Source organism: Fortiea contorta PCC 7126, from assembly GCF_000332295.1.
In the GTDB taxonomy this organism is placed as follows: Bacteria; Cyanobacteriota; Cyanobacteriia; order Cyanobacteriales; family Nostocaceae; genus Fortiea; species Fortiea contorta.
In genome coordinates this window covers 3,378,571-3,398,885 of record NZ_KB235930.1, presented here as the reverse complement: position 1 = coordinate 3,398,885, position 20,315 = coordinate 3,378,571, and the positions used below count along the sequence as shown (strand labels likewise).

General features: G+C 44.3%; 18 protein-coding genes and 1 tRNA gene. 10 read left to right on the top strand and 9 right to left on the bottom strand.

The window, feature by feature from the left end; genetic code table 11:
- Positions 1-144: 144 nt before the first annotated feature.
- The 3 genes from MIC7126_RS0115625 to petM form a co-directional block, all read right to left on the bottom strand.
- On the bottom strand, positions 145-1,062 hold the full coding sequence (locus tag MIC7126_RS0115625; RefSeq protein WP_017654099.1) for an NAD(+) kinase: 918 nt from the start codon (positions 1,060-1,062) through the stop codon (positions 145-147).
- 244 nt (positions 1,063-1,306) lie between these two features.
- Entirely contained in the window at positions 1,307-2,284 is a 978-nt protein-coding gene (locus MIC7126_RS0115620; protein ID WP_017654098.1) for an SDR family oxidoreductase, read from the bottom strand.
- A gap of 281 nt (positions 2,285-2,565) precedes the next feature.
- On the bottom strand, positions 2,566-2,676 hold the full coding sequence (petM, locus tag MIC7126_RS0115615; RefSeq protein WP_015131575.1) for a cytochrome b6-f complex subunit PetM: 111 nt from the start codon (positions 2,674-2,676) through the stop codon (positions 2,566-2,568).
- Between the two features lie 233 nt (positions 2,677-2,909).
- Between petM and MIC7126_RS27700 the strand changes: the two genes are divergently transcribed.
- Together MIC7126_RS27700 and pdxA are read left to right on the top strand one after the other, a co-directional pair.
- Positions 2,910-3,113 carry a hypothetical protein gene (locus tag MIC7126_RS27700; protein ID WP_154655899.1) on the top strand — a complete coding sequence of 68 codons (204 nt, stop codon included), beginning with the start codon at positions 2,910-2,912 and terminating at the stop codon, positions 3,111-3,113.
- A gap of 136 nt (positions 3,114-3,249) precedes the next feature.
- Complete coding sequence (gene pdxA / locus MIC7126_RS0115605) at positions 3,250-4,302, top strand: 4-hydroxythreonine-4-phosphate dehydrogenase PdxA (protein WP_017654096.1); 1,053 nt, start codon at positions 3,250-3,252, stop codon at positions 4,300-4,302.
- Positions 4,303-4,393: 91 nt separating this feature from the next.
- Here the strand turns inward: pdxA and MIC7126_RS0115600 are convergent, their stop codons facing one another.
- Positions 4,394-4,609, bottom strand: coding sequence for a hypothetical protein (locus MIC7126_RS0115600; RefSeq protein ID WP_017654095.1), 216 nt, complete (start codon positions 4,607-4,609; stop codon positions 4,394-4,396).
- A gap of 215 nt (positions 4,610-4,824) precedes the next feature.
- Between MIC7126_RS0115600 and MIC7126_RS0115595 the strand changes: the two genes are divergently transcribed.
- From MIC7126_RS0115595 to MIC7126_RS0115580, 4 genes are all read left to right on the top strand, one after another.
- The gene (locus MIC7126_RS0115595) at positions 4,825-6,177 is read left to right on the top strand and encodes a histidine phosphatase family protein (protein ID WP_017654094.1); all 1,353 of its coding nucleotides are present in this window, start codon (positions 4,825-4,827) and stop codon (positions 6,175-6,177) included.
- Between the two features lie 84 nt (positions 6,178-6,261).
- Entirely contained in the window at positions 6,262-7,536 is a 1,275-nt protein-coding gene (locus MIC7126_RS0115590; RefSeq protein ID WP_017654093.1) for a dihydroorotase, read from the top strand.
- A gap of 207 nt (positions 7,537-7,743) precedes the next feature.
- Complete coding sequence (locus tag MIC7126_RS0115585) at positions 7,744-8,757, top strand: SDR family oxidoreductase (protein ID WP_017654092.1); 1,014 nt, start codon at positions 7,744-7,746, stop codon at positions 8,755-8,757.
- 161 nt (positions 8,758-8,918) lie between these two features.
- Positions 8,919-9,866 (top strand): aldo/keto reductase, encoded by a 948-nt coding sequence (locus MIC7126_RS0115580; RefSeq protein ID WP_017654091.1) that lies wholly within the window; start codon positions 8,919-8,921, stop codon positions 9,864-9,866.
- Positions 9,867-9,887: 21 nt separating this feature from the next.
- Here the strand turns inward: MIC7126_RS0115580 and MIC7126_RS0115575 are convergent, their stop codons facing one another.
- The 3 genes from MIC7126_RS0115575 to rimO all read right to left on the bottom strand — a co-directional run bounded on the left by MIC7126_RS0115575 (position 9,888) and on the right by rimO (position 13,703).
- Complete coding sequence (locus tag MIC7126_RS0115575; protein ID WP_017654090.1) at positions 9,888-10,466, bottom strand: Uma2 family endonuclease; 579 nt, start codon at positions 10,464-10,466, stop codon at positions 9,888-9,890.
- Between the two features lie 280 nt (positions 10,467-10,746).
- Positions 10,747-12,285 carry a DEAD/DEAH box helicase gene (locus MIC7126_RS0115570; RefSeq protein WP_017654089.1) on the bottom strand — a complete coding sequence of 513 codons (1,539 nt, stop codon included), beginning with the start codon at positions 12,283-12,285 and terminating at the stop codon, positions 10,747-10,749.
- 95 nt (positions 12,286-12,380) lie between these two features.
- The gene (gene rimO / locus MIC7126_RS0115565) at positions 12,381-13,703 is read right to left on the bottom strand and encodes a 30S ribosomal protein S12 methylthiotransferase RimO (RefSeq protein WP_017654088.1); all 1,323 of its coding nucleotides are present in this window, start codon (positions 13,701-13,703) and stop codon (positions 12,381-12,383) included.
- Positions 13,704-14,419: 716 nt separating this feature from the next.
- On the opposite strand from rimO, the gene btpA reads away from it, so the two are divergent.
- From btpA to MIC7126_RS0115550, 3 genes are all read left to right on the top strand, one after another.
- Positions 14,420-15,268 (top strand): photosystem I biogenesis protein BtpA, encoded by an 849-nt coding sequence (gene btpA / locus MIC7126_RS0115560; RefSeq protein ID WP_017654087.1) that lies wholly within the window; start codon positions 14,420-14,422, stop codon positions 15,266-15,268.
- A gap of 61 nt (positions 15,269-15,329) precedes the next feature.
- Entirely contained in the window at positions 15,330-16,316 is a 987-nt protein-coding gene (locus tag MIC7126_RS0115555) for a vitamin K epoxide reductase family protein (protein WP_017654086.1), read from the top strand.
- A 408-nt stretch (positions 16,317-16,724) separates the two neighbouring features.
- On the top strand, positions 16,725-18,926 hold the full coding sequence (locus MIC7126_RS0115550) for a CHASE2 domain-containing protein (protein WP_026100297.1): 2,202 nt from the start codon (positions 16,725-16,727) through the stop codon (positions 18,924-18,926).
- Between the two features lie 272 nt (positions 18,927-19,198).
- Here the strand turns inward: MIC7126_RS0115550 and MIC7126_RS0115545 are convergent.
- Positions 19,199-19,271 (bottom strand) — tRNA-His (locus MIC7126_RS0115545).
- A gap of 123 nt (positions 19,272-19,394) precedes the next feature.
- On the opposite strand from MIC7126_RS0115545, the gene MIC7126_RS0115540 reads away from it, so the two are divergent.
- Positions 19,395-19,775 carry a DUF4359 domain-containing protein gene (locus MIC7126_RS0115540; protein ID WP_017654084.1) on the top strand — a complete coding sequence of 127 codons (381 nt, stop codon included), beginning with the start codon at positions 19,395-19,397 and terminating at the stop codon, positions 19,773-19,775.
- A gap of 126 nt (positions 19,776-19,901) precedes the next feature.
- Here the strand turns inward: MIC7126_RS0115540 and MIC7126_RS0115535 are convergent, their stop codons facing one another.
- Positions 19,902-20,291, bottom strand: coding sequence for a COG3650 family protein (locus MIC7126_RS0115535; protein WP_017654083.1), 390 nt, complete (start codon positions 20,289-20,291; stop codon positions 19,902-19,904).
- Positions 20,292-20,315: the final 24 nt, after the last annotated feature.

Sequence of the window (20,315 nt, the reverse complement as noted above, 5' to 3'; positions counted from 1 at the left end):
ACTATTCTGATAGCACGTTTAGGCTCTAGCTATCAAAATAAAACGTCAGCAATTTTCATCAATGATTCCAAATACCAAACCAACATCAGTAATTCTGGAAAGAAATAGTTAATTGGGGTATTGGGCATTCCCCATTCCCAATAGCTAAGGTAATTCTACCGAAGTAGGCTTGGCAATATGTGGTAGACCCCATCCCAGTTTTTCTCGCAAAATTCGGAAAAACTCTGGTGGTTGTAAACGAATGAATTTCACGCTGTATGGCGATCGCTCTAAATGTACCCGATCATCGGGAAACACATAACACCCGCCGTTACCATCTACTACCATCACCAAACGAGGAATATTTACTGGATAAATATTTACTGGTTCCGTATCTGGAAAAACTAACGCCCTAGAAGCTAAAGAATGGGGACAGATAGGGACTAATTGCAGGACGGGTACACCAGGGGTAACAACAGGGCCACCAGCACTCAAAGAGTAAGCCGTCGAACCAGTTGGCGTCGAGACAATCACCCCATCTGCGGCTATATCCACTGGCGCATGACGCCCCACAGCAATTTCAAAATGGCACATACAAGTTAATGGTTCCCGATGTAGCACCATTTCGTTTAAGCACAGGGCTTCCCACAACACTGACTCTGCTCGCAGGACTTGGACAGTCAGCATTGCGCGTTCTTCAATCTCATACTTACCCGCCATCACCTGCTCTATTGCTTGAGGCAATTGATTGATGTAAGCTTCTGTCAAAAATCCCATGTGTCCCGTGTTCACTGTTAGCAGTGGGATACCACAAGGTGCTACCTGACGAGATGCAGCCAAAACGGTACCATCTCCCCCTAGTACTACTGCAAATTCCATATCTGAGTCAAAGCCAGGGGGCGTGAGGCCATCAATTGGTGTATGACAGACTGGACTTTCTGGATTAGAGTAGCCAAGTATGCCACCAACACTCGTAGTTATACTTACATGCCAACCAGCAGCGGTTAGCTGGTCTTTAAGTTCGATAGCGATGCGAGCCGCTATCGGTTTAATGTCATTGTAGATAATGCCTGCTTTCGGCACATTCAAATATCCAAGTTTGGGAGACGCTCTGTATTATGCTAATCGTTACACATTTTTGACAACCTAGTACAAAAAGGCTGAAGTATTAAGTATTAAGTATGAAACCAATAAACTTGTACATTAAGCCTTTCATAGATTTGTAACAGTTGCTTTATTTACGCTGTCGCGTACTAGTCATTAGTTTCAAGTCAAAAATCTACCGTAACAATCCTTGACTCTTGACCCTTAACTACTGACTATTAACCTAAGAAGACTGTTTAAACGGAGTCTTTTTGGGTTTCTGCTTTTTAGTTTTTTCGTAGTTTAACTCTTTAAGTTTTTTCATAATCCGGCTGAAGTATTCTTGCAGATAGCTTTCTAAAGTAGTGGTTTGTTCTGGCTCTAATCCCAAAATTTGGTAGACGTCAGTCATGGGAGCGTTTAACGGTTGACCACTGGCTAAAACTTCTGTAAAAGCCAATCTGTCTGCGACATTCCATCCCCATTGAAAGAATCTGATAGTACTCCGCACAGTCCGCAACAAATTGATCGGCATTCGCGTTACTCTAGCATCCTTTCCAGACAAGCGCTCGCATAGGCTGATGATTTCCTCAGCGCTCCAAGCGCGAGTCCCGACAAGAGGGAAAGCTTGCTTGTGTGTTTCTGGTACACTCAGAGCACGGACAGCAAATTTAGCTATGTCTTGAGTATCCATGTAAGCGACGGGAGAGGAGGTACCAGTTACCCAAACTGGCTGGTTCTCTAAAATCGGAATTCCATACTGACCGATTAACCCTTGCATGAAGCCTGCTAACCTGAAAATTGTGTAGTTCAAGCCAGACTCAGCTAAATAAAGTTCTGTACACCGTTTGATTTCCATCAACGGCACTTCTGGGTACTTATCAGCTTCTAAAATCGAAAAAAAGATCAAACGTTCAATACCCGCGCTCTTGAGAGCTTGAATTAATGCTACCTTGCCTTCCCAGTCCACCTGTTTAATACTCAGTGAATCTGCGGGACGAGATGTCGCTGCGTCTATCACGGCGGTGACACCTTCTAAAGCTGCTCTTAGAGTTTCGGGGCGACATAAATCTCCCGGTACTAATTCCGCACCCCATTCTTTGAGAAAAGCCGCTTTTTTGGTACTCCGGACAAGACAGCGTACCTTATACCCCTCATCGATAGCACGACGAGCCACTTGTCTTCCTAAGGTGCCGGTAGCACCAACGATTAATAATGTCATGAGGGTTGTAACAATTTTTAAAGTTATATGAGAAGAATCTTATCAGAATAGCCTAATAAACAAAAGTTTACACTTTTTTTAGAAATGTCGCTGAAATTGAGATGAAGATATGGAATGGGCAGTGGACATGGTTTAAGGTCGCTTAGTGTTAAGATTTTATATCTGGTTGACTTTCTTATTTATCTGACACACTCATAAAAAAAGCGTTGTCCGTTTTTTGGACAAGCTTTTTTTAGTTTCAGGAAAGCTTCTGGCTTGAATAGAGCGGCTCAAGAGCGGGCTTATTCTTCTGCTTCTGCTCCCTGAATTTTCAGTAATAAAGCTCCCAAGGCCCAACCCACGAAGATTAAACCGAAGGATAACAAAGCTGCATTCAATAATTCGCCACTCATTGGTGTGATACTCCTTTGCAAATTGTTACTTTGACATTGATCGCCGTTGACACCCGCTAGCTGTCGGTCGATTACGGCAAATTCTGATTGGTTTTTCGCCCAGCGGATGCCTTGAACATACTTAGATAAGCTGAGTATGTTCAGGCTGTTTAACAGCCACTGTGAGATTAGACCAGCGTAAATAATTTTAAACTAGTTTGGCGGTGAATCTTTAGTATTGGGGAGGTGGGGGGATGGGGAGTGTGGGGAGTGTGGGGAGTGTGGGGAGTGTGGGGAGTGTGGGGAGATGGGGAGATGGGGAGATGGGGAGGTGGGGAGGTGGGGGGATGGGGAGTGTGGGGAGTGTGGGGAGGTGGGGAGGTGGGGAGGTGGGGGGGATGGGGAGATGGGGGGATGGGGGGATGAGAGAAAAAAAGAATTTATGCTTGCGCTTGTGATCTTCTCGGTCTTCTCAAGCTTCCCACACCTCCCACACCTCCCACACCTCCCACACCTCCCACACCTCCCACACCTCCTACACTTCCCACACTTCCTAATCCCTGTTTCTACCATTCGTCTAATAACCAATAACAAATGACAAAATACAAAACACAAAATCGTCCGCGTTTGGCGCTGACGGTGGGAGATCCGGCGGGAATTGGGGCTGAGGTGGTTTTGAAGGCTTTGGCTGATCCTGAAGTTGGTCAAAACTGTGATGTGTCGGTGGTGGGTAACTGGGATTGGCTAATGAAAACTTATGAACAGTTAAATTTGACTGAGAATTCTGCGCCTTTGGCAAATCCAGCTCAGTTGTCCATTGTAGATGTGCCATTAAATGCTCAAATTCAGAGTCAACTGAGAACGGGAATTGGTAATTGGGCCAGTGGTGCGGCTAGTTTTGCTTTTATGGAATGTGCGATCGCTCTGACGCTGGCTGGTAAATTTGATGGTATTGTCACCGGCCCTATAGCTAAATCGGCTTGGAAGGCAGCAGGGTACAATTATCCAGGGCAAACGGAACTTTTAGCTGATAAGTCTGGTGTTGACCGTTTTGGTATGCTGTTTGTCGCGCGATCGCCTCACACTGATTTTACACTCCGCGCTTTACTTGCTACCACACATATTCCCCTATGTCAAGTAGCAGATACACTCACACCAGAATTGCTGACAAAGAAACTGGATTTGTTGGTGGAGAGTTTAGAGAAAGATTTCGGTATAGAAAAAGGCACAATAGCGATCGCTGGGTTGAATCCCCACAGCGGCGAACAAGGACAACTAGGAACAGAAGAACAAGAATGGTTAATTCCTTGGATTCGGCAAGAACAGCAAAACCGTCCTCATTGGCGGCTAGACGGGCCCATACCACCAGACACGATGTGGGTTAAGCCTGGTCAAGCTTGGTATAGAGATCGCCACCTGAACCATCCCGCCGATGCCTACTTAGCACTTTATCATGACCAAGGCTTAATTCCTGTAAAACTAATGGCTTTTGACCGAGCCGTCAATACTTCCATTGGCTTACCTTTTGTGCGGACATCACCCGACCACGGCACCGCATTTGATATCGCGGGGAAGGGAATTGCTGACGCCACCAGCATGAAAGCAGCGATCAATTTAGCTGCAGAGTTAGTTAGTCATCGATATTAGGTTTTTTATTGGTTATTTGTGATTAGACATAACGATTTTCTTTTTAGTTTCTTAAATGCTCGTTTGAAAGACGAGGCAATAACCAGTGTTCTCACTGTCTTAGCTCATTCATCACTTGCTCAACTGTCCCTCGAAAAACCTTTCCTGCCTGGTAGTCAGATCTTGCTTGAGCAATATTGGCTGCAATTTCTTCGCGTCGTCGCTCCGTCAGCCGTCGCTGTACCAGTTGAATCAATACTTCCTGCTCATCGACTGACAACGCTTCCACACTATCTAAAACCCTTTCAAAACTGGAGGTTGGTGTCATGGTTTCGTGTTTTTGTATCAACAGATAATTCTCGCTTAAATGATATACCAGGGCACGATTTGGTGGCAGTTTTAGTGCCTGTGGAGGCGAGCGGAGGGGCGGTGCGGTCAAATCAGAGGTAGGTATTCAATCCGAAATAGAGTTTTTGACTTTCTGCAGTTCTCTGGGACACTTTACAGTAGAATTAGTCCTTTAGAGAGAGGAGGGCAAGACGGATGACTCGTGTCATCATTGTGCGCCACGGTCAAAGCAGCTATAACATCGAGCGCCGTATCCAAGGGCGTACTGATGTGTCGAAACTAACAGAAAAAGGTCGTGACGATGCCAGTCAAGTAGGTAAGTCCCTCAGTAATATTTTATTTAATGCGATTTACAGTAGTCCCTTACAGCGAGCCAAACAGACAGCAGCGATTATCCATAGTGAGTTGACGATGAACGTGGGACAATCAGCGGTACCACAAACTTCTGATTTGCTCTTAGAAATAGATTTACCTTTATGGGCAGAAATGCTCAGTGCGGATGTTAAGCAAAAGTTTGCCGAAGACTACCGCATTTGGAAAGAAAGCCCTCACGAATTGCGGATGCTGCTTGATGATGCAGGAAATACAAAAGAACATTTTCCTGTATTAGTTTTATACGCACAAGCACAGCAATTTTGGCAAGAAATTTTACAGCTTCATCAAGGGGAAACTATTCTCATAGTGGCGCATAACGGTATTAATCGGGCTTTAATTAGTACAGCACTGAATATACCTGCAAGTCGCTATCATTCTCTTCAACAATCTAACTGTGGCGTCACCGTCCTGAATTTTGCGGGGGGATTGACAGATCCAGTGCAACTAGAATCGATGAATCAAACGCAACACATGGGCGAAAATTTGCCTTCGTTGCGTCCGGAACATCGAGGAGTGAGATTGTTGTTGGTGCGTCATGGGGAAACGGAGTGGAACCGTCAAACTAGGTTTCAAGGACAGATTGATGTTCCCCTCAATGACAACGGGAGACAACAAGCTCAAAAAGCAGGTGAATTTCTCGCCACCGTACCCCTCGATTTTGCCGTGAGTAGTTCTATGCTGCGTCCGCGGGAAACGGCAGAAATTATTTTGAAACATCATCCCACCGTCAGTTTAGAATTGCGTGATGGTTTAAGAGAGATTGGTCATGGACTTTGGGAAGGAAAATTAGAATCAGAAATTGAGCAAGAATTTCCTGGAGAGTTACAACGTTGGCGAACTGTACCAGCATCCGTACAAATGCCAGAAGGTGAGAACTTACAACAAGTATGGGTACGCAGTGCTGCAGCTTGGCAGTCTATTGTAGAGACAGCAATCAATCAACAACTAACAACCGGATTAGTTGTGGCTCATGATGCCACAAATAAAGCCTTGCTGTGCCAAATTCTCGGTTTACCTCCGGAGAATTTCTGGAACTTTCGCCAAGGTAACGGTGCTGTCAGTGTGATTGATTACCCTCTAGGATTAGATGGTTTACCAGTGTTACAAGCAATGAACATTACCACACACTTAGGTGGAGGTATATTGGATAAAACTGCAGCTGGAGCATTGTAAAGATCAAGCATGAGCGATCGCTCGACAGATCGCTCACAATAAACAAACAACTGCAGCGCTCTCGACCATAGCTGAATAGCTGAAATGACAACTGAATTGTTACAACAAGTACGGGTGATTGATCCGGTTTCAGAAACCGATCAAATCGCCGATGTGCTCATTACTGACGGTAATATTCAAGCCGTCGCTTCCCAAATTACTGATATCAGTCCTGATATTCAAATTCGAGATTGTCGGGGATTAGTTCTCGGCCCCGGTTTAGTAGACTTGTATAGCCACGCCAGTGAACCAGGGTTTGAAGAACGAGAAACCATATCATCTCTGTTACAAGCTGCGGTGGCTGGTGGGTTCACTAGAATCAGTATTTTACCGGATACATCACCAGTAATTGATCATCCAGCACTGGTAGCGCAGTTACAGCGCAGAGGTGGGGAGAGAATTTCCCGCCACAACAATCTACCCCAGCTTAACATTTGGGGTGCAGTGACTTTAGAGATAGCGGGGAAACAGTTAACAGAATTAACTGATTTAGCTCAAGCGGGTGTGGTCGGGTTTAGCGATGGTATTCCTTGGGAAAATTTGGGTCTGGTAAGGCGGGTGTTGGAATATCTGCAACCGATGGATAAACTGATCGCTTTTTGGCCGAGCGATCGCCAATTAGCTACAAATGGTGTGATGCGCGAAGGCTCAGACGCCATTCGCCTCGGATTATCACCCATCCCCGCGACTGCGGAAACTTCAGCGATCGCGGCTTTGTTGGAATTGGTAGCCGCCATAGGTAATACACATGTGCATATTATGCGTGTCTCCACGGCGCGGAGTGTGGATTTAATCGCTGCAGCTAAAACCGCTGGTTTACCAATCACCGCCAGCACTACTTGGATGCATTTGTTACTGGATACAAAAGCCATTAAAAGTTATCACACCAGCTTGCATTTGGCTCCGCCTTTGGGCAATCCTAGTGATTTAGCAGCGTTGCGTACAGCCGTGCGGACGGGTGTAATTGATGCGATCGCCATTGATCATGCACCATACACCTATGAAGAAAAAGTACAAGCTTTTGCCGAAGCACCACCAGGAGCCATTGGTTTGGAATTAGCATTGCCTTTATTGTGGCAACATCTGGTGGAAACTGGAGAATTCACAGCTGGGGAATTATGGCGATCGCTTTCCACTCGCCCAGCCGAGTGTTTAAAACAACAGCCAAGTGTAATTGCTCCCCATCAAAAAGCAGAATTGACTTTATTTGATCCACAACAAAACTGGAAAGTTGAAAGACAAAATCTCTATACACTTTCTAGTAATACACCTTGGTTTGGACAACAATTACAAGGGCGTGTGGTGCAGATTTGGTGTTAGGGGCTAGGGACTAGGGGCGCGACTTCAAATACGCTAAAACCCACCGTTGTGACGGTTATTGCCAAGACGGAGACTGGTATTACTTGTTCGTTGTGAAGATTCCTCGCTACGAGTGAATCGTGATTAACCAGATTTCATTTCTTTAGGAGGATTTCTGACACTGGATGGTGGTCACTACACTGAGGGAAATATTACAAATGATTAACCATGCAATTAAAGCCAATTAATCAACAGGTAGTCGTCATCGTCGGCGCTTCTAGCGGAATTGGGCGCGATACAGCGTTGAAATTTGCCCAGCGTGGTGCAAAGGTTGTAGTTGCAGCGCGGAGTGAATCTGGGTTGAAGTCTTTGGTGGATGAAATCCAGGCTTTGGGTGGCGATGCTATTTATGTGCTGGCTGACGTGAGTGATTTTCAGCAAGTTAAGGCGATCGCTGATAAAACTGTGGCACACTACGGACGCTTAGATACTTGGGTTCACTCTGCAGCTACGGGTGTAATTGCTCCTTTTGCCAAAATCACACCAGAGGAGTTTCAAAGAGTTGTTGATGTCACCTTGATGGGACAAGTTTACGGTGCGATGGCTGCAATCCCCTATCTCAAACAAGAAGGTCGAGGAGCGTTGATTCATATCTCGTCAATGGAAGGTAGGCGTAGTTTACCATTGCAAAGTCCTTACTCTACCGCTAAACATGGTTTGGAAGGTTTTCTTGATGCTTTGCGTCTGGAGATTCTCCACGATAAATGGCCCATTAGTGTCACCTCCATCCTGCCCGCTACTATCAACACACCATACTATAATAAAGTTCGCAGCAAATTAGGTGTCAAGCCTACGGGGATTCCTCCCTATTACCAACCGAGTCTAGTTAGTGACGCTATTCTTTACGCCGCAGAACACCCAACTCGTGATTTTGTCGTTGGTGACGCAGGAAAGGTTTTAGATTTGTTGCAGCGAGTTTCACCGAGTCTTGCAGATTCATTGCTGCTGGCGGTCGCTTTTCTGGGACAACGAACTAATGAAATTAAATCAGAATCAGCCCCAGACAATCTCTATGAACCAGTTTCATCTTATGACAAAGTTGAAGGCGATTATCGAAATCTAACCATACCCGCATTTTTAGATTGGTTAGATATGAACCCACCGTTGAAGTGGGGAGCTGTAGCAGTCGCTGCATTAGGTATTGCTGGGTTTTTAGGTATGTGGCACAGGAATGATGTTTAATCCCATTTAAGCCTAATGTAATACATAATTTGTGCAACTCTACGCACTGCTTATGCATCCAAAAACTAACGCATATTCTGACTACGAATTACAAATTATGAATTGCTACAGCGATACACTGTAGAGAGTCAAGATATGTAAATAAATCCAGTTTGATCAACGTGGAAACCATTACATTAGGGCAAAACGGGCCAGTTGTTACACCCCTGTGCATAGGCACGTGGGCTTGGGGTGATAAGATATTTTGGAATTATGGCAGCGGCTACGGCCCTGAACAGTTACAAGCAGCATTTACAGCAGCTTTAGAAGCTGGTATTACTTTTTTTGACACTGCGGAAGTTTATGGTTTAGGAAAAAGTGAGCAACTTCTAGGTGAATTCTTGCAAAGCAGCCAAAAAGAAGTACAAATCGCTACTAAATTTTGGAATTGGCCTTGGCGGTTCACAACTCAATCTGTGGCTGATGCTTTGACAGATAGCCTCAAGCGTCTGCAATTACCGCGAGTGGAATTGTATCAAATTCACTGGCCTTTTACCTTCTTTTTAAGTCAAGCCTCCTTGATCAACGCTTTAGCAGATGAAGTGGAACGAGGTAGAATCGGCGCAGTAGGTATCAGTAATTACTCAGCCGTTCAAATGCGAGAAGTACACCAAATCTTAGCAGCAAGGGGAATACCGCTAGCCGTCAACCAAGTGCGTTACTCTCTACTGACGCGGGAAATTGAAAGCAACGGTATTTTCGCTACAGCCCGCGAGTTGGGTGTGACAATTTTGGCATATAGTCCTTTGGCTCAGGGATTACTCACAGGCAAATATACTGCTGATAGCGGTGAGGTTCCCAGCGGTGCGAGAAGAATTGATCCGAGATTTGGTAAGGATGGGTTACAAAAAATCGCGCCAGTGATATATTTACTGCGTCAACTAGGCGAAAAGTACGATCGCACCCCCGCCCAAGTTGCTCTCAACTGGTTAATTGCTCAAGGAAATGTGATTCCCATCGCTGGAGCGAAGACAGCAGAGCAGGTAAAACAAAACGCCGGCGCTTTGGGCTGGCGTTTAAATGATGATGAAGTAGGCGAGTTAGAACGAGTCAGTCGTCCTTGGCTGTAAAAACCTAAACATTGCCCGTCTCTACTCAAATACGGGGGGCCACAGTTCTGATACTGTGACTTCCCAACCAGGCAGTAAATCTGGTATTGTAAGTTTATCGTCATTTTGTAAAGTTATGGGTTCTTGATTGAGTCGATAAACTGTGAGGGTTAATTTATCGGGATCAATCAAAATACCAACTGTAGAGCCAAGTTGCAAAAATAGCTGAATCTTTTCTATTAGTGGCTTGGTACGGTCTGACTGAGATTTAATCTCGACCATCAAGTCAGGCACTAATTCTACGAAATTACGCTGACTCTTTTTGAGTCTATCAGCACGCACGAACGACACATCAGGAGCGCGGAGATTACGTTTTTCTTGAGTAATTTCCTTGCCATTTTCAGTTTCTAATGTCGGTAAAATAAAACCAGCACTCGACCCAGCGACTCTACCCAGCTTACGCGGTCGCACCCAGTTTCCTAGTAGTCTAATTAATTCAGCACCAATTTCTTCAGAAATAAAATCTGACGGACCCATAACTAATATATTGCCATCGACTAATTCCATTTGCCATTCTGGATGGTCTGTTTGTAGCTGTTCTAAATCGTGGATCGTGAACATAAAACTGAAAACGATACATATGTACTAATAAACAGTATAGCAGCCAGCACGCAGTAATCATCAAAGCTGCTTAGTGTAAAGATTTTATATTCAGTTTTGTCTTAATATATCTAACCACTGCTATATTTTCGTGTGGGGAGGGGTCAGTGAAGCCAGACAAAAACTGACTTCGCGTTTCTACAAAGCGCCAAATCGTAGATGTCGTATGAATTTTTATCTCAAAAAATTAAGAGTCCAAAGCCAATACATTAATTCCTTACTCTGGACTCTTTACTTGATACTAGGAAGCCGATTCTTTAGTTGTGGGTAAACCTAGCTTTTGGACGGGTGCAGAAGAAGCATCACGACGGCCAGTTTTGAGCTTTGGCTTGGAGCTACTGCGTCTTTCGTCTTCGGCTGTGCTGGAGTTGTCTGATTTGCTCCAATTACCACGAGTGCGATCGCCTACGGCTTCACGGCGCTTGACTAACTTGGGTTTGGGGGTAGATACTTCTTCTTGAGGAATCTCTACGTCTGACTGTAGCCACGCGGGGCGAGTTTCATCATAAGCGATTTGCAGTGCCGCAGCAGCGATCGCTTGAGCATCATATTTTTCGATCAGTTCGCTGACAATCGGTAAAAATGAAGCTAAACGTTCACCAGTTAAAGCTTGTCCCACCTGTTCTTGCAGTTTCTGGATGTGGCGCGCTTCAATTTGTGCCCGTGTAGGAATCGATAGCACTTGCCAACTTTGGCGGTTATGGCGCTCAAATAGTTGCTGTTTGCGACGTTCAAAGGGTTGAACTAAGGAAATGGCGGTTCCTTCTTTACCGGCGCGTCCAGTCCGGCCGATGCGGTGCAAATAAGTTTCGACGCTATCTGGTAAATCGTAGTTGATTACATGGGACAGTTGATCAACGTCTAACCCTCGTGCTGCAATATCTGTAGCTACTACCCACCTTACTTGACGATTGCGGAATCGGCCTAATAACCGCTCCCGTGCTTGTTGGGATAAGTCGCCGTGGTATTCATCGACGCTGTGTCCAGCCGATTGTAGTTGGTTGGTGAGTTCAGCAGCGGTGCGTCTGGTACGGACGAAGATGAGCGCTGTTTCTGGATCTTCCATTTCCAGAATCGGTTGTAAGGCTTTGGCTTTTGTCCAGTGACGGGGGATCAAGTAAGCTACTTGATTGATTTTGTTGGGTGCGGCTTTGGGCTGTTCGACGGTAACTGTGGCGGGCGATCGCAAAAATTTATTGACAATCATGCGAATCGATGGTGGCATTGTCGCTGAAAATAGAGCTGTCTGCCGATCTGCGGGAGCTTGTGACAAAATTTTGATCACATCGTCAATAAAGCCCATGCTCAACATTTCGTCGGCTTCATCCAAGACGAACCATCTCACCTGATCGAGCTTTAAACAGCCGCGATCAAGTAAATCGATTACGCGTCCGGGGGTACCTACCACCATGTGTACGCCACGTTTTAGCTGGAGAATTTGCCGATCAATTGATTGACCGCCATAAATTGCTAAGACTCTTAACCCATCATTGCCGATGAATTGCGCGATCGCATCGTGGACTTGGATTGCTAACTCTCTAGTTGGTGTTAAAACCAAAGCTTGCACAGCTTTTTGATTCACATCCAACCGCTCTAAAATTGGTAGCGAGAAGGCTGCTGTTTTCCCTGTACCTGTTTGTGATTGTCCAACTACATCCCGACCTGCTAATAGTTGCGGGATTGCCTGAGTTTGAATGTTCGTAGGTGCGGTGAAGCCAATTTTTTCTAATTGCTCAACACGTTCCTGGGAAATGCCTAGTTCTTGAAACGAAAGGTTCATTAATTCTCCTAGATGTTATTTTGAATTTTCTGTTTAGTTGTTAGTTAATGGTCATTTGTGATTGAGTTGATAAAAAACAAAAGACCAATGACAACTTAGTTATTGACAATTTGACCGTATAGGTCATATGTATCAGCACTTGTGATCTCTACTGGTACGATGCTGCCTAACGTGGCTTCACCTGTAACATACACTTGCCCATCCACTTCCTCAGGGGCAAATCGATGAGAACGACCAATGAATATTCCAGTTTCTGGATTTTCTTGCTCAATCAGGACATCAGCTATTTTGCCTACTTCCTGTTGATTTTTTTTGAGCGAAATCGGCTCCTGGATTGCCATTAATCGATGCCAGCGTGCTTGCATTACTTCTGGAGACAACTGATTTGGTAGCTTATATGCTGGGGTTTCTGCCTCTGGCGAAAAGGTGAAAACGCCAACATGGTCAAATTCGTGTCGCTGGACGAACTGTAGTAGATGCTCAAAATGCTCTGCGGTTTCTCCGGGGAAGCCAACGATAAATGTGGTTCGCAACACCGCTGATGGTAGCGCCGTTTTGATACGCTCAATAATGCCATCATTCACCTGTCCTTGCCAGGGACGATTCATCGCCCGGAGTATTTCTGGGTGAGAATGTTGTAAGGGCAAATCTAAGTAAGGTAAAACGTTCGGTGTTTCTTGGATGGCCGCGATCACATCTGGAGTCAGTCCAGTGGGGTAAGCATAATGCATTCTGATCCACGGCACATCTACTTGCCCCAAAGCGCGCAGTAATTCTGCTAACTTGGGTTTTCCGTAAATATCCAAACCGTAATTTGTTGTGATTTGGGAAATCAGAATTATTTCTTGTACCCCCTGACTTGCTAACTGCTCGGCTTCAGCCACAATCGATTCAATAGTACGCGATCGCTGGTTCCCTCGCAGATAAGGAATGATACAAAACGCACAACGATAATCACATCCTTCGGCGACCCGGATATAAGCTACGCCTTCAGTTGTAGTGCGGTAGCGCGGGGTGGTTTCGTCAGCAATGTAGGTTGGTTCAGCACTGACCTGCTTGACCCGCTCTCCTTGCTCTACCCGCTCAATAACATTGACAATTTTGTGATAATCGCCTGTGCCTACGACAGCTACGGCTTCTGGCAACTCTGCCAATAACTGCTCTTGGAAGTGCTGGGCCATGCAGCCCGTAATCACGATTTTTTTATCTGCCTCTGCCAACTCTACCAAAGTTTTGACAGATTCTTCTCTTGCTGCTTCGATAAAACTACATGTATTGACTATAACGTAATCTGCTAACTCTTCATTGGTATCTACGCCGTAGCCTGCTTCTACAAGCAGCCCTAGCATATGCTCCGTATCAATCCGATTTTTCTCGCAGCCCAGGTGAGAAATTGCAATTGTTGGCTTGTCACCCATATTTTGAAAAAATCTGCATTTTTTTGTCGTTACACACAAATAGTGCTTACCTCGCTCTACTGTGATCCGCACCCCTAGCTAAACAGCTGTCAGGTGAAAAATTACCATGAGCAACTGTTATTTACTCTCGACCCTCATGAATTAATGGTCATGTTATGATGCTTGTATTAGTTTGTTTTCCCAATGGAAAACCAAGTGTCTTTGAGTATTTTTGACACTTGTGATATTTTTTAACAATTCACCTTTTGGTATTTTACACTACCGCAGCGTGTGCGTTGTTAATTTACCCATCGGGAAGCCGCCCAAAGGGCTTGTTGTGAGAAGTCGCTACCCTCAGGGAAATCGCACTTGCGACTACGCCCAATCAAGCAGTAATGCTAACCCTCCGCTCAGACTGTGCCTGCGACTATGCACGGGCGAGATGCCTAAACCACGGGAAGCTGCCTCGTGTCTTGTGAGTGGCAAACTCCTCTTGTAGCCAAGATCTATCTTAACATATCTTATGGGATGTTTGACGCCAATTTCCATCCTAGGGAGGAGGCAATAAACTAGCTAGCAGAGAGTGCATTTCACTGGTTAGGGAAAATTTGAGAATCAAAAGACAAGGGTCATAACAAGTTAATCTAGACGTGGTTTCATACTTCATACTTAATACTTCAGCCTGCGATTGACTGTAGACTCTTGGACTGTTGACTTTGTGCAGCGGATTGAAAGACGTGGACTTATATCAGCTATTTAAAACTCAAACACCGATTATTGGTGTGGTTCATTTATTACCATTGCCTACCTCACCCCGTTGGGGAGGCAGTTTAAAAGCAGTAATTGACCGTGCCGAACAAGAAGCAACAGCCTTGGCAAGTGGCGGAGTTGACGGTATTATTGTCGAAAATTTTTTCGACGCGCCGTTTACTAAAAATCAAGTGAATCCGGCGGTTGTGAGTGCGATGACTGTGGTGGTGCAGCGCATCCAAAATTTAATCACTTTGCCTGTGGGCTTAAACGTTTTGCGGAATGATGGTCATAGCGCCATGGCGATCGCTAGCTGCGTGCGTGCCCAATTTATTCGTGTCAATGTCTTGACAGGAGTTATGGCCACCGACCAAGGGCTAATCGAGGGAGAAGCCCATCAACTCCTGCGTTATCGCCGGGAATTAGGCAGTGATATTAAAATCTTTGCTGATGTCTTGGTGAAGCACGCCCGTCCTTTGAGTTCGCCCAATCTCACAGTCGCCGTCAAAGACACAATTGAGCGGGGTTTAGCCGATGCGGTGATTTTGTCTGGCTGGGCGACTGGTGATCCTCCTAGCGTGGAAGATTTGGAATTAGGCAGCGGCTCGGCAGGTGACACCCCAGTATTTATCGGTAGTGGGGCGAATTGGGAAAATGTTGCTACACTGATGCAGGCAGCAAATGGTGTGATTGTTTCCAGTTCCTTGAAGCGCCACGGACGGATAGAGCAACCAATTGACCCCATTCGTGTGAGTCAATTTGTCGAAGCTGCCCACCGGAGTTGGAACTCTAAAGGTGAAACTAAATCAATTCCTTCAGTAAGTTTACATTCTTAAAACAGCGAATAGGGGATGGAAAATGCCCCATTCCCAATACCTCATTCCCCAATAACAGTTTATGATTCGCCGCCGCTCTACTCCTTGGATTCATAAATGGTCGCGCCCACTAATTGCCGGTGTTGCTGGCTTTGGTGCCTTAATTACGGGCTATCTCACTGTGGAAAAGCTGACAGGAGGTAGTGCAGCTTGTGTGGCGCAGGCTGGTGTCAAAGGTTGCAATGATGTACTTGCTAGTCCTTGGGCTACAGTTTTGGGTCAGCCATTAGCCTTGTTTGGGTTTTTGGCATACGTTGGTATGGTAATCTTGGCTTTAGCTCCCTTAGTATTACCGCTAGGGGATAATAATAGCCGCAAACAACTAGAAAATAACACATGGTGGTTGCTGTTAGTAGGAGCGATCGCTATGTCTGTGTTTAGCGGTTATCTGATGTACTTGCTGGCTTTTCAAATTCAAGCCCTTTGTCCTTACTGTATTGGTTCGGCCTTCTTCTCCTTTAGTTTGTTGGTGCTGACGATTATTGGTCGCCCTTGGGATGATATTGGACAAATTCTTTTTACCGCTATTATTGTGGGGATGGTAACACTGATCGGGACTTTGGGTGTTTATGCCAGTGTGAATCAACCCAGTGGTATCGCTGACTCAACTCCGGGAAAACCCGAAAAAATTAGCTTCGTTCCTAAAGCCGATCCTCAACCAGGAATTGGTTGGCAAGTTACCACAACTTCCGGTGAAGCGGAAACAGCTTTAGCGCGTCATTTGGCTCAAGTAGGTGCTAAAGAATACAGCGCTTATTGGTGTCCTCATTGTCATGAACAGAAGCTGCTTTTTGGTCGAGAAGCAGAACAGATTATTGATGAAAATGTGAAAGTAGAGTGCGCTCCTGGCGGACTCAATGCTAAACCAGAAGTATGTCAAGCAGCGAAAATACAAGGGTTTCCCACTTGGATCATTAATGGTAAAAGTTATAGTGGTGTGCAAAATCTAGAGGAATTAGCAAAAGTTTCTGATTACAAAGGCCCCCGCAACTTTAAGTATTTCAAGTAATAAAGGAGGCAAAATTATTGTGGGAGTCAACTGGTAGTGCAGAACTAAATCTGCTTCCGGTTGACTCTTTTGTTTTGGTGAAGAGGAATTGTCCAACTAAAATGATAAAAATATTGAGGGTGAAGGTTTGAGGTTAAACTCACCACCGATAAACCTATTCATACACTTCTGTTGTGACTAAACAATATTTATACTTAACTTGTACTACTAGCCACGAAAGTATCACTTGTTACGGGAGCGAATCATGAATGATTATGAAAATTAATACTCAGAAACTACCTAAATTCGTTTGCAGGAACCTTAAACTGAGTCAAAGTTTTTGACAAGAGAACCAGACTGGCGTGTAGGGTATACGCACTACTTAGTTTTAGCTACGGCAAATAAATATCTCCCTACTAGGTAATGGGAATGAGTAAGCAGCTAGGCAAGCATCTTGTAAAGTTCATTTTTGGACTGAAGCAATCGCTTGGTCGAGGACATAGGGAATTGATGACTGCTGCTAGTGTTGCAGTCTGCGTCCTGCTTTTACGCTCTATTGGTTTATTACAGTCTTTAGAGTTAGCAGCTTTGGATCAATTGTTTCGCTTACGTCCACATGAAGCAGCAAAAGAACGTATTACTATTGTATCAATTGATGAGGCTTCTTTGCGAGAAGTTGGCTCTTGGCCGATTCCGGATCGTGTGATTGCTCAACTCTTGCAAAAGTTAAAAGACCAGAATCCCAGCGCTATCGGCTTAGATATTTACCGAGATTTACCAGTGGAGCCTGGTTATCAAGATTTAGTTAAGGTGTATAGAACGACACCAAATTTGATTGGGATTGAACAACTCGCAAATAACAAAAACACCAACGTATCACCTCCACCAGTGCTCAATCAGCTAGATCAAGTGGGTTTTAATAATGTTTTATATGATCCTGATGGCAAAATCCGTCGGAGTTTGTTGTATTGGCACATTAATAATCAGGCGCACGAAAGTTTTGCTTTGAAGCTAGCTTTACTGTACTTGAAGTCACACGATATTGTTCCCAAAACAGCAGCTAGTAATCCTGAGTATTTGCAGTTGGGAAAGGCTGTTTTTACTCGGTTTCGCTCTACAGACGGCGCTTATGTAGGAGCTGACGCTAGGGGCTATCAAATTTTATCAAACTTTCCCAAACCCCTTTGCCGAAGTGCGTCTACAGAACCGTGTGTTTATCGCCATGTATCAATGAGAGATTTACTAGCAAATAGGATACCAAAAAGTTGGATTAGGAATCGCATTGTCCTCATTGGTTCCACTGCTCCCAGTCTCCAAGATTTTGTATTTATTCCTCATTCTAGTCGGCTCATGGGTACAGCTAAACCTGTTGCTGGTATTGAACTACAAGCTTATTTTATTGACGAGTTAGTTGCTGCTGCTCTGGAGGGTAGACCTTTACTCAGAGCCTGGCCTAAAGTACTAGAATACTTGTGGATTTTTGCTTGGTCTTATTTGGGAGCCATTACGAGTTGGCGCATCCGCCATCCCACACGGGTGCTCTTGGCTATCCTGTTTTGGGGCTTGTTTCTATGTTTGAGTGCTTACTGGGCGTTTTTGTCCGGTTCGTGGATACCCGTGATTCCATCCCTGCTGGCTTTTGCGGGTGCAGCTATTTTGATTATTTATTACATTGTCTATACGCAAGAAGAGTTGAAACGCTCTAAAGAATTTTTGCATCAAGTGATTAACACCATCCCTGACCCCATTTTTGTGAAAAATGGGCAACATCAATGGATTGTGTTAAATGAGGCATATTGTCAATTGATTGGTTATTCTCATGAATCTTTAATTGAGAAGTCAGACTATGATTTTTTCCCAAAAAACCAAGCTGATGTGTTTCGACAACAAGACGAGCTTACTTTCTTGACTCAACAACCCCAGGAAAATGAAGAGGAATTTACTGATGTTCATGGGAAAATTCATTTAATTGCTACTAAGCGATCGCTCCACAAAGATGCTGCTGGTAATTACTTTTTAGTTGGTGTTATACGTGATATTACTGAAAGAAAGTTGATGGAAGAACAACTCAAGCGCACTGCGGCTGATTTGTATCGCTCCAATTATGAATTGAAGCGTAAGGAAGACCACATGCGCTATCTCGCGTACCATGACCCCTTGACCGGTTTATCCAACCGCAAGTTTTTTGCTGAACAACTGTATGAATCTTTACATTGGGCCCAGAGCAATAATTTATTGCTGGGACTGTTATTTATTGATTTAGATGGCTTTAAGCAAGTTAATGATACCCTAGGACATGAATTAGGCGATCGCCTACTTGTGACTGTTGCCCAGCGCCTCAGTAATTCTCTCCGTGGTAGTGATACTGTTTCTCGTTTGGGAGGTGATGAATTTACAGTGATTTTACGAGCAATTCCCAACATTCAAGTGGCTGCAAAAGTTGCTGAAAAAATTTTGGGTACAATTACAGAGCCAATCGTGTTAGATGGATATACCACTAAAGTCTCTGCTAGTATTGGTATCAGCGTTTATCCAATTAATAGTAAAGATAGTGAAGCTTTGGTTAAACAAGCTGATCATGCGATGTATCGTGCCAAACACCTGGGTAAAAACCGCTACGAATTCGCTTAAATAACATTTGATACTTCATTCCCAATACGGGAAACACCAGCAGGAGGTTGGCTGGCTTTTCTGTGCGGCAAAATTCATTTTATCAATCAACAACGATAATTTTGGGCAAGGGTTAATGCGAAGCTTACCCAGATGCAATCAAGTTTGTATGTGCAATCTGATATGATTCAGTATATTCACTATCAAACTGGTGTAATCCTTGGGTATTTCTACGAAGCCCTAATTCCTTTGTGCTAAATAGCTTTTAACTTGTACTGTTAATACTGAGAGAGGGCGAACGATGGGACTTGAACCCACGAATGGTGGTACCACAAACCACTGCCTTAACCACTTGGCTACGCTCGCCGTAGGACAATTCCTATCATAGCAGCTTTTGCGAGACTTGACAAAAGTTTTTTTGTAGGAACGGACTCAGTTAATCTCGAGTCTTTGCAGTCTAATGATTACAGCGAATTATAATTGGCAAACATGAAAGCCTCGACCATCATCACATATCTGGGAGTAGCAGCACTAGCCATTCTAGGAGTAACAATGGCCAGAACAAATCCTAGTCAGGCTGAATATGAAGATTATGCCGTGCAACGGCTGACAGAATACTTAAAAACTGACGTTTGTAAAAAAACTCAAGGATTTATCGAAAGCTTAATCAATTTTAAGTGCGAGAAAGTAGTTGAGTCAGTCAGTCCACAAATGCGAGGAATTATTGCGGGGACAACGAAGCAGCAAGATTTTCTGATTTTTAGTATTTACAGTACAGATTTAAAGCTCAATTCTGGAATACCATCTTACAAATTTGAGACGGTGGGAGCATTTAATAACTTTTATACTTATTCTGCTAAGGAGCAGTAGGGAAAGTGAGTTAAGCAGTTATGCCAATTATGAAAATTAGTACAGTGTTAATAATAAAGACGTTGCTTGCCAACGCCTTTACACAAAACTATCAGATTTTGTCTTGATCTACACAAATTTGAGGCGTCATTTTTTCTCAGCGCAACCTTCTAAAACCTGATTACCCAAAATGAGAGTTGCTGAGTAAGGATAATTTTGGTCTGACATACCGTCACTACAAGTATTAACTTTCTTAATAATTAAGGTATTGTTGCCTCTACCTCTAAATTGGTATACTCTCACAAAGTCAGCTGTACGTCCGCTTGCAGCTAGAGGTGTAACGTAGGGGAAAGTTTGCTTTTTGCCATCTGGTACAGAATAGATGATTCCACTCTTGCTGAGAGTAAGATTCCAAAATGGTTCTGTACCCCTAGCGACAAAATTTTCAACTCTAGCAGTTTGTGCAATTTCGTGAGCAGTACTAGTATTGTTAGTCAGTAAACTAGCAATAAATCCGAGTACAGCAGCACAAGACATGTAAATTTTTATCACTTTATGACA

Bases quoted from the DNA above. Each gene is read 5' to 3' on its own strand.
- MIC7126_RS0115620 (WP_017654098.1), bottom strand. From the start codon at position 2,284: ATGACATTATTAATCGTTGGTGCTACCGGCACCTTAGGAAGACAAGTG.
- petM (WP_015131575.1), bottom strand. From the start codon at position 2,676: ATGAGTGGCGAATTATTGAATGCAGCTTTGTTATCCTTCGGTTTAATC.
- MIC7126_RS27700 (WP_154655899.1), top strand. From the start codon at position 2,910: ATGGGGAGTGTGGGGAGTGTGGGGAGTGTGGGGAGTGTGGGGAGTGTG.
- pdxA (WP_017654096.1), top strand. From the start codon at position 3,250: ATGACAAAATACAAAACACAAAATCGTCCGCGTTTGGCGCTGACGGTG.
- MIC7126_RS0115600 (WP_017654095.1), bottom strand. From the start codon at position 4,609: ATGACACCAACCTCCAGTTTTGAAAGGGTTTTAGATAGTGTGGAAGCG.
- MIC7126_RS0115595 (WP_017654094.1), top strand. From the start codon at position 4,825: ATGACTCGTGTCATCATTGTGCGCCACGGTCAAAGCAGCTATAACATC.
- MIC7126_RS0115590 (WP_017654093.1), top strand. From the start codon at position 6,262: ATGACAACTGAATTGTTACAACAAGTACGGGTGATTGATCCGGTTTCA.
- MIC7126_RS0115585 (WP_017654092.1), top strand. From the start codon at position 7,744: ATGCAATTAAAGCCAATTAATCAACAGGTAGTCGTCATCGTCGGCGCT.
- MIC7126_RS0115575 (WP_017654090.1), bottom strand. From the start codon at position 10,466: ATGTTCACGATCCACGATTTAGAACAGCTACAAACAGACCATCCAGAA.
- MIC7126_RS0115570 (WP_017654089.1), bottom strand. From the start codon at position 12,285: ATGAACCTTTCGTTTCAAGAACTAGGCATTTCCCAGGAACGTGTTGAG.
- rimO (WP_017654088.1), bottom strand. From the start codon at position 13,703: ATGGGTGACAAGCCAACAATTGCAATTTCTCACCTGGGCTGCGAGAAA.
- MIC7126_RS0115555 (WP_017654086.1), top strand. From the start codon at position 15,330: ATGATTCGCCGCCGCTCTACTCCTTGGATTCATAAATGGTCGCGCCCA.
- MIC7126_RS0115550 (WP_026100297.1), top strand. From the start codon at position 16,725: ATGAGTAAGCAGCTAGGCAAGCATCTTGTAAAGTTCATTTTTGGACTG.
- MIC7126_RS0115540 (WP_017654084.1), top strand. From the start codon at position 19,395: ATGAAAGCCTCGACCATCATCACATATCTGGGAGTAGCAGCACTAGCC.
- MIC7126_RS0115535 (WP_017654083.1), bottom strand. From the start codon at position 20,291: ATGTCTTGTGCTGCTGTACTCGGATTTATTGCTAGTTTACTGACTAAC.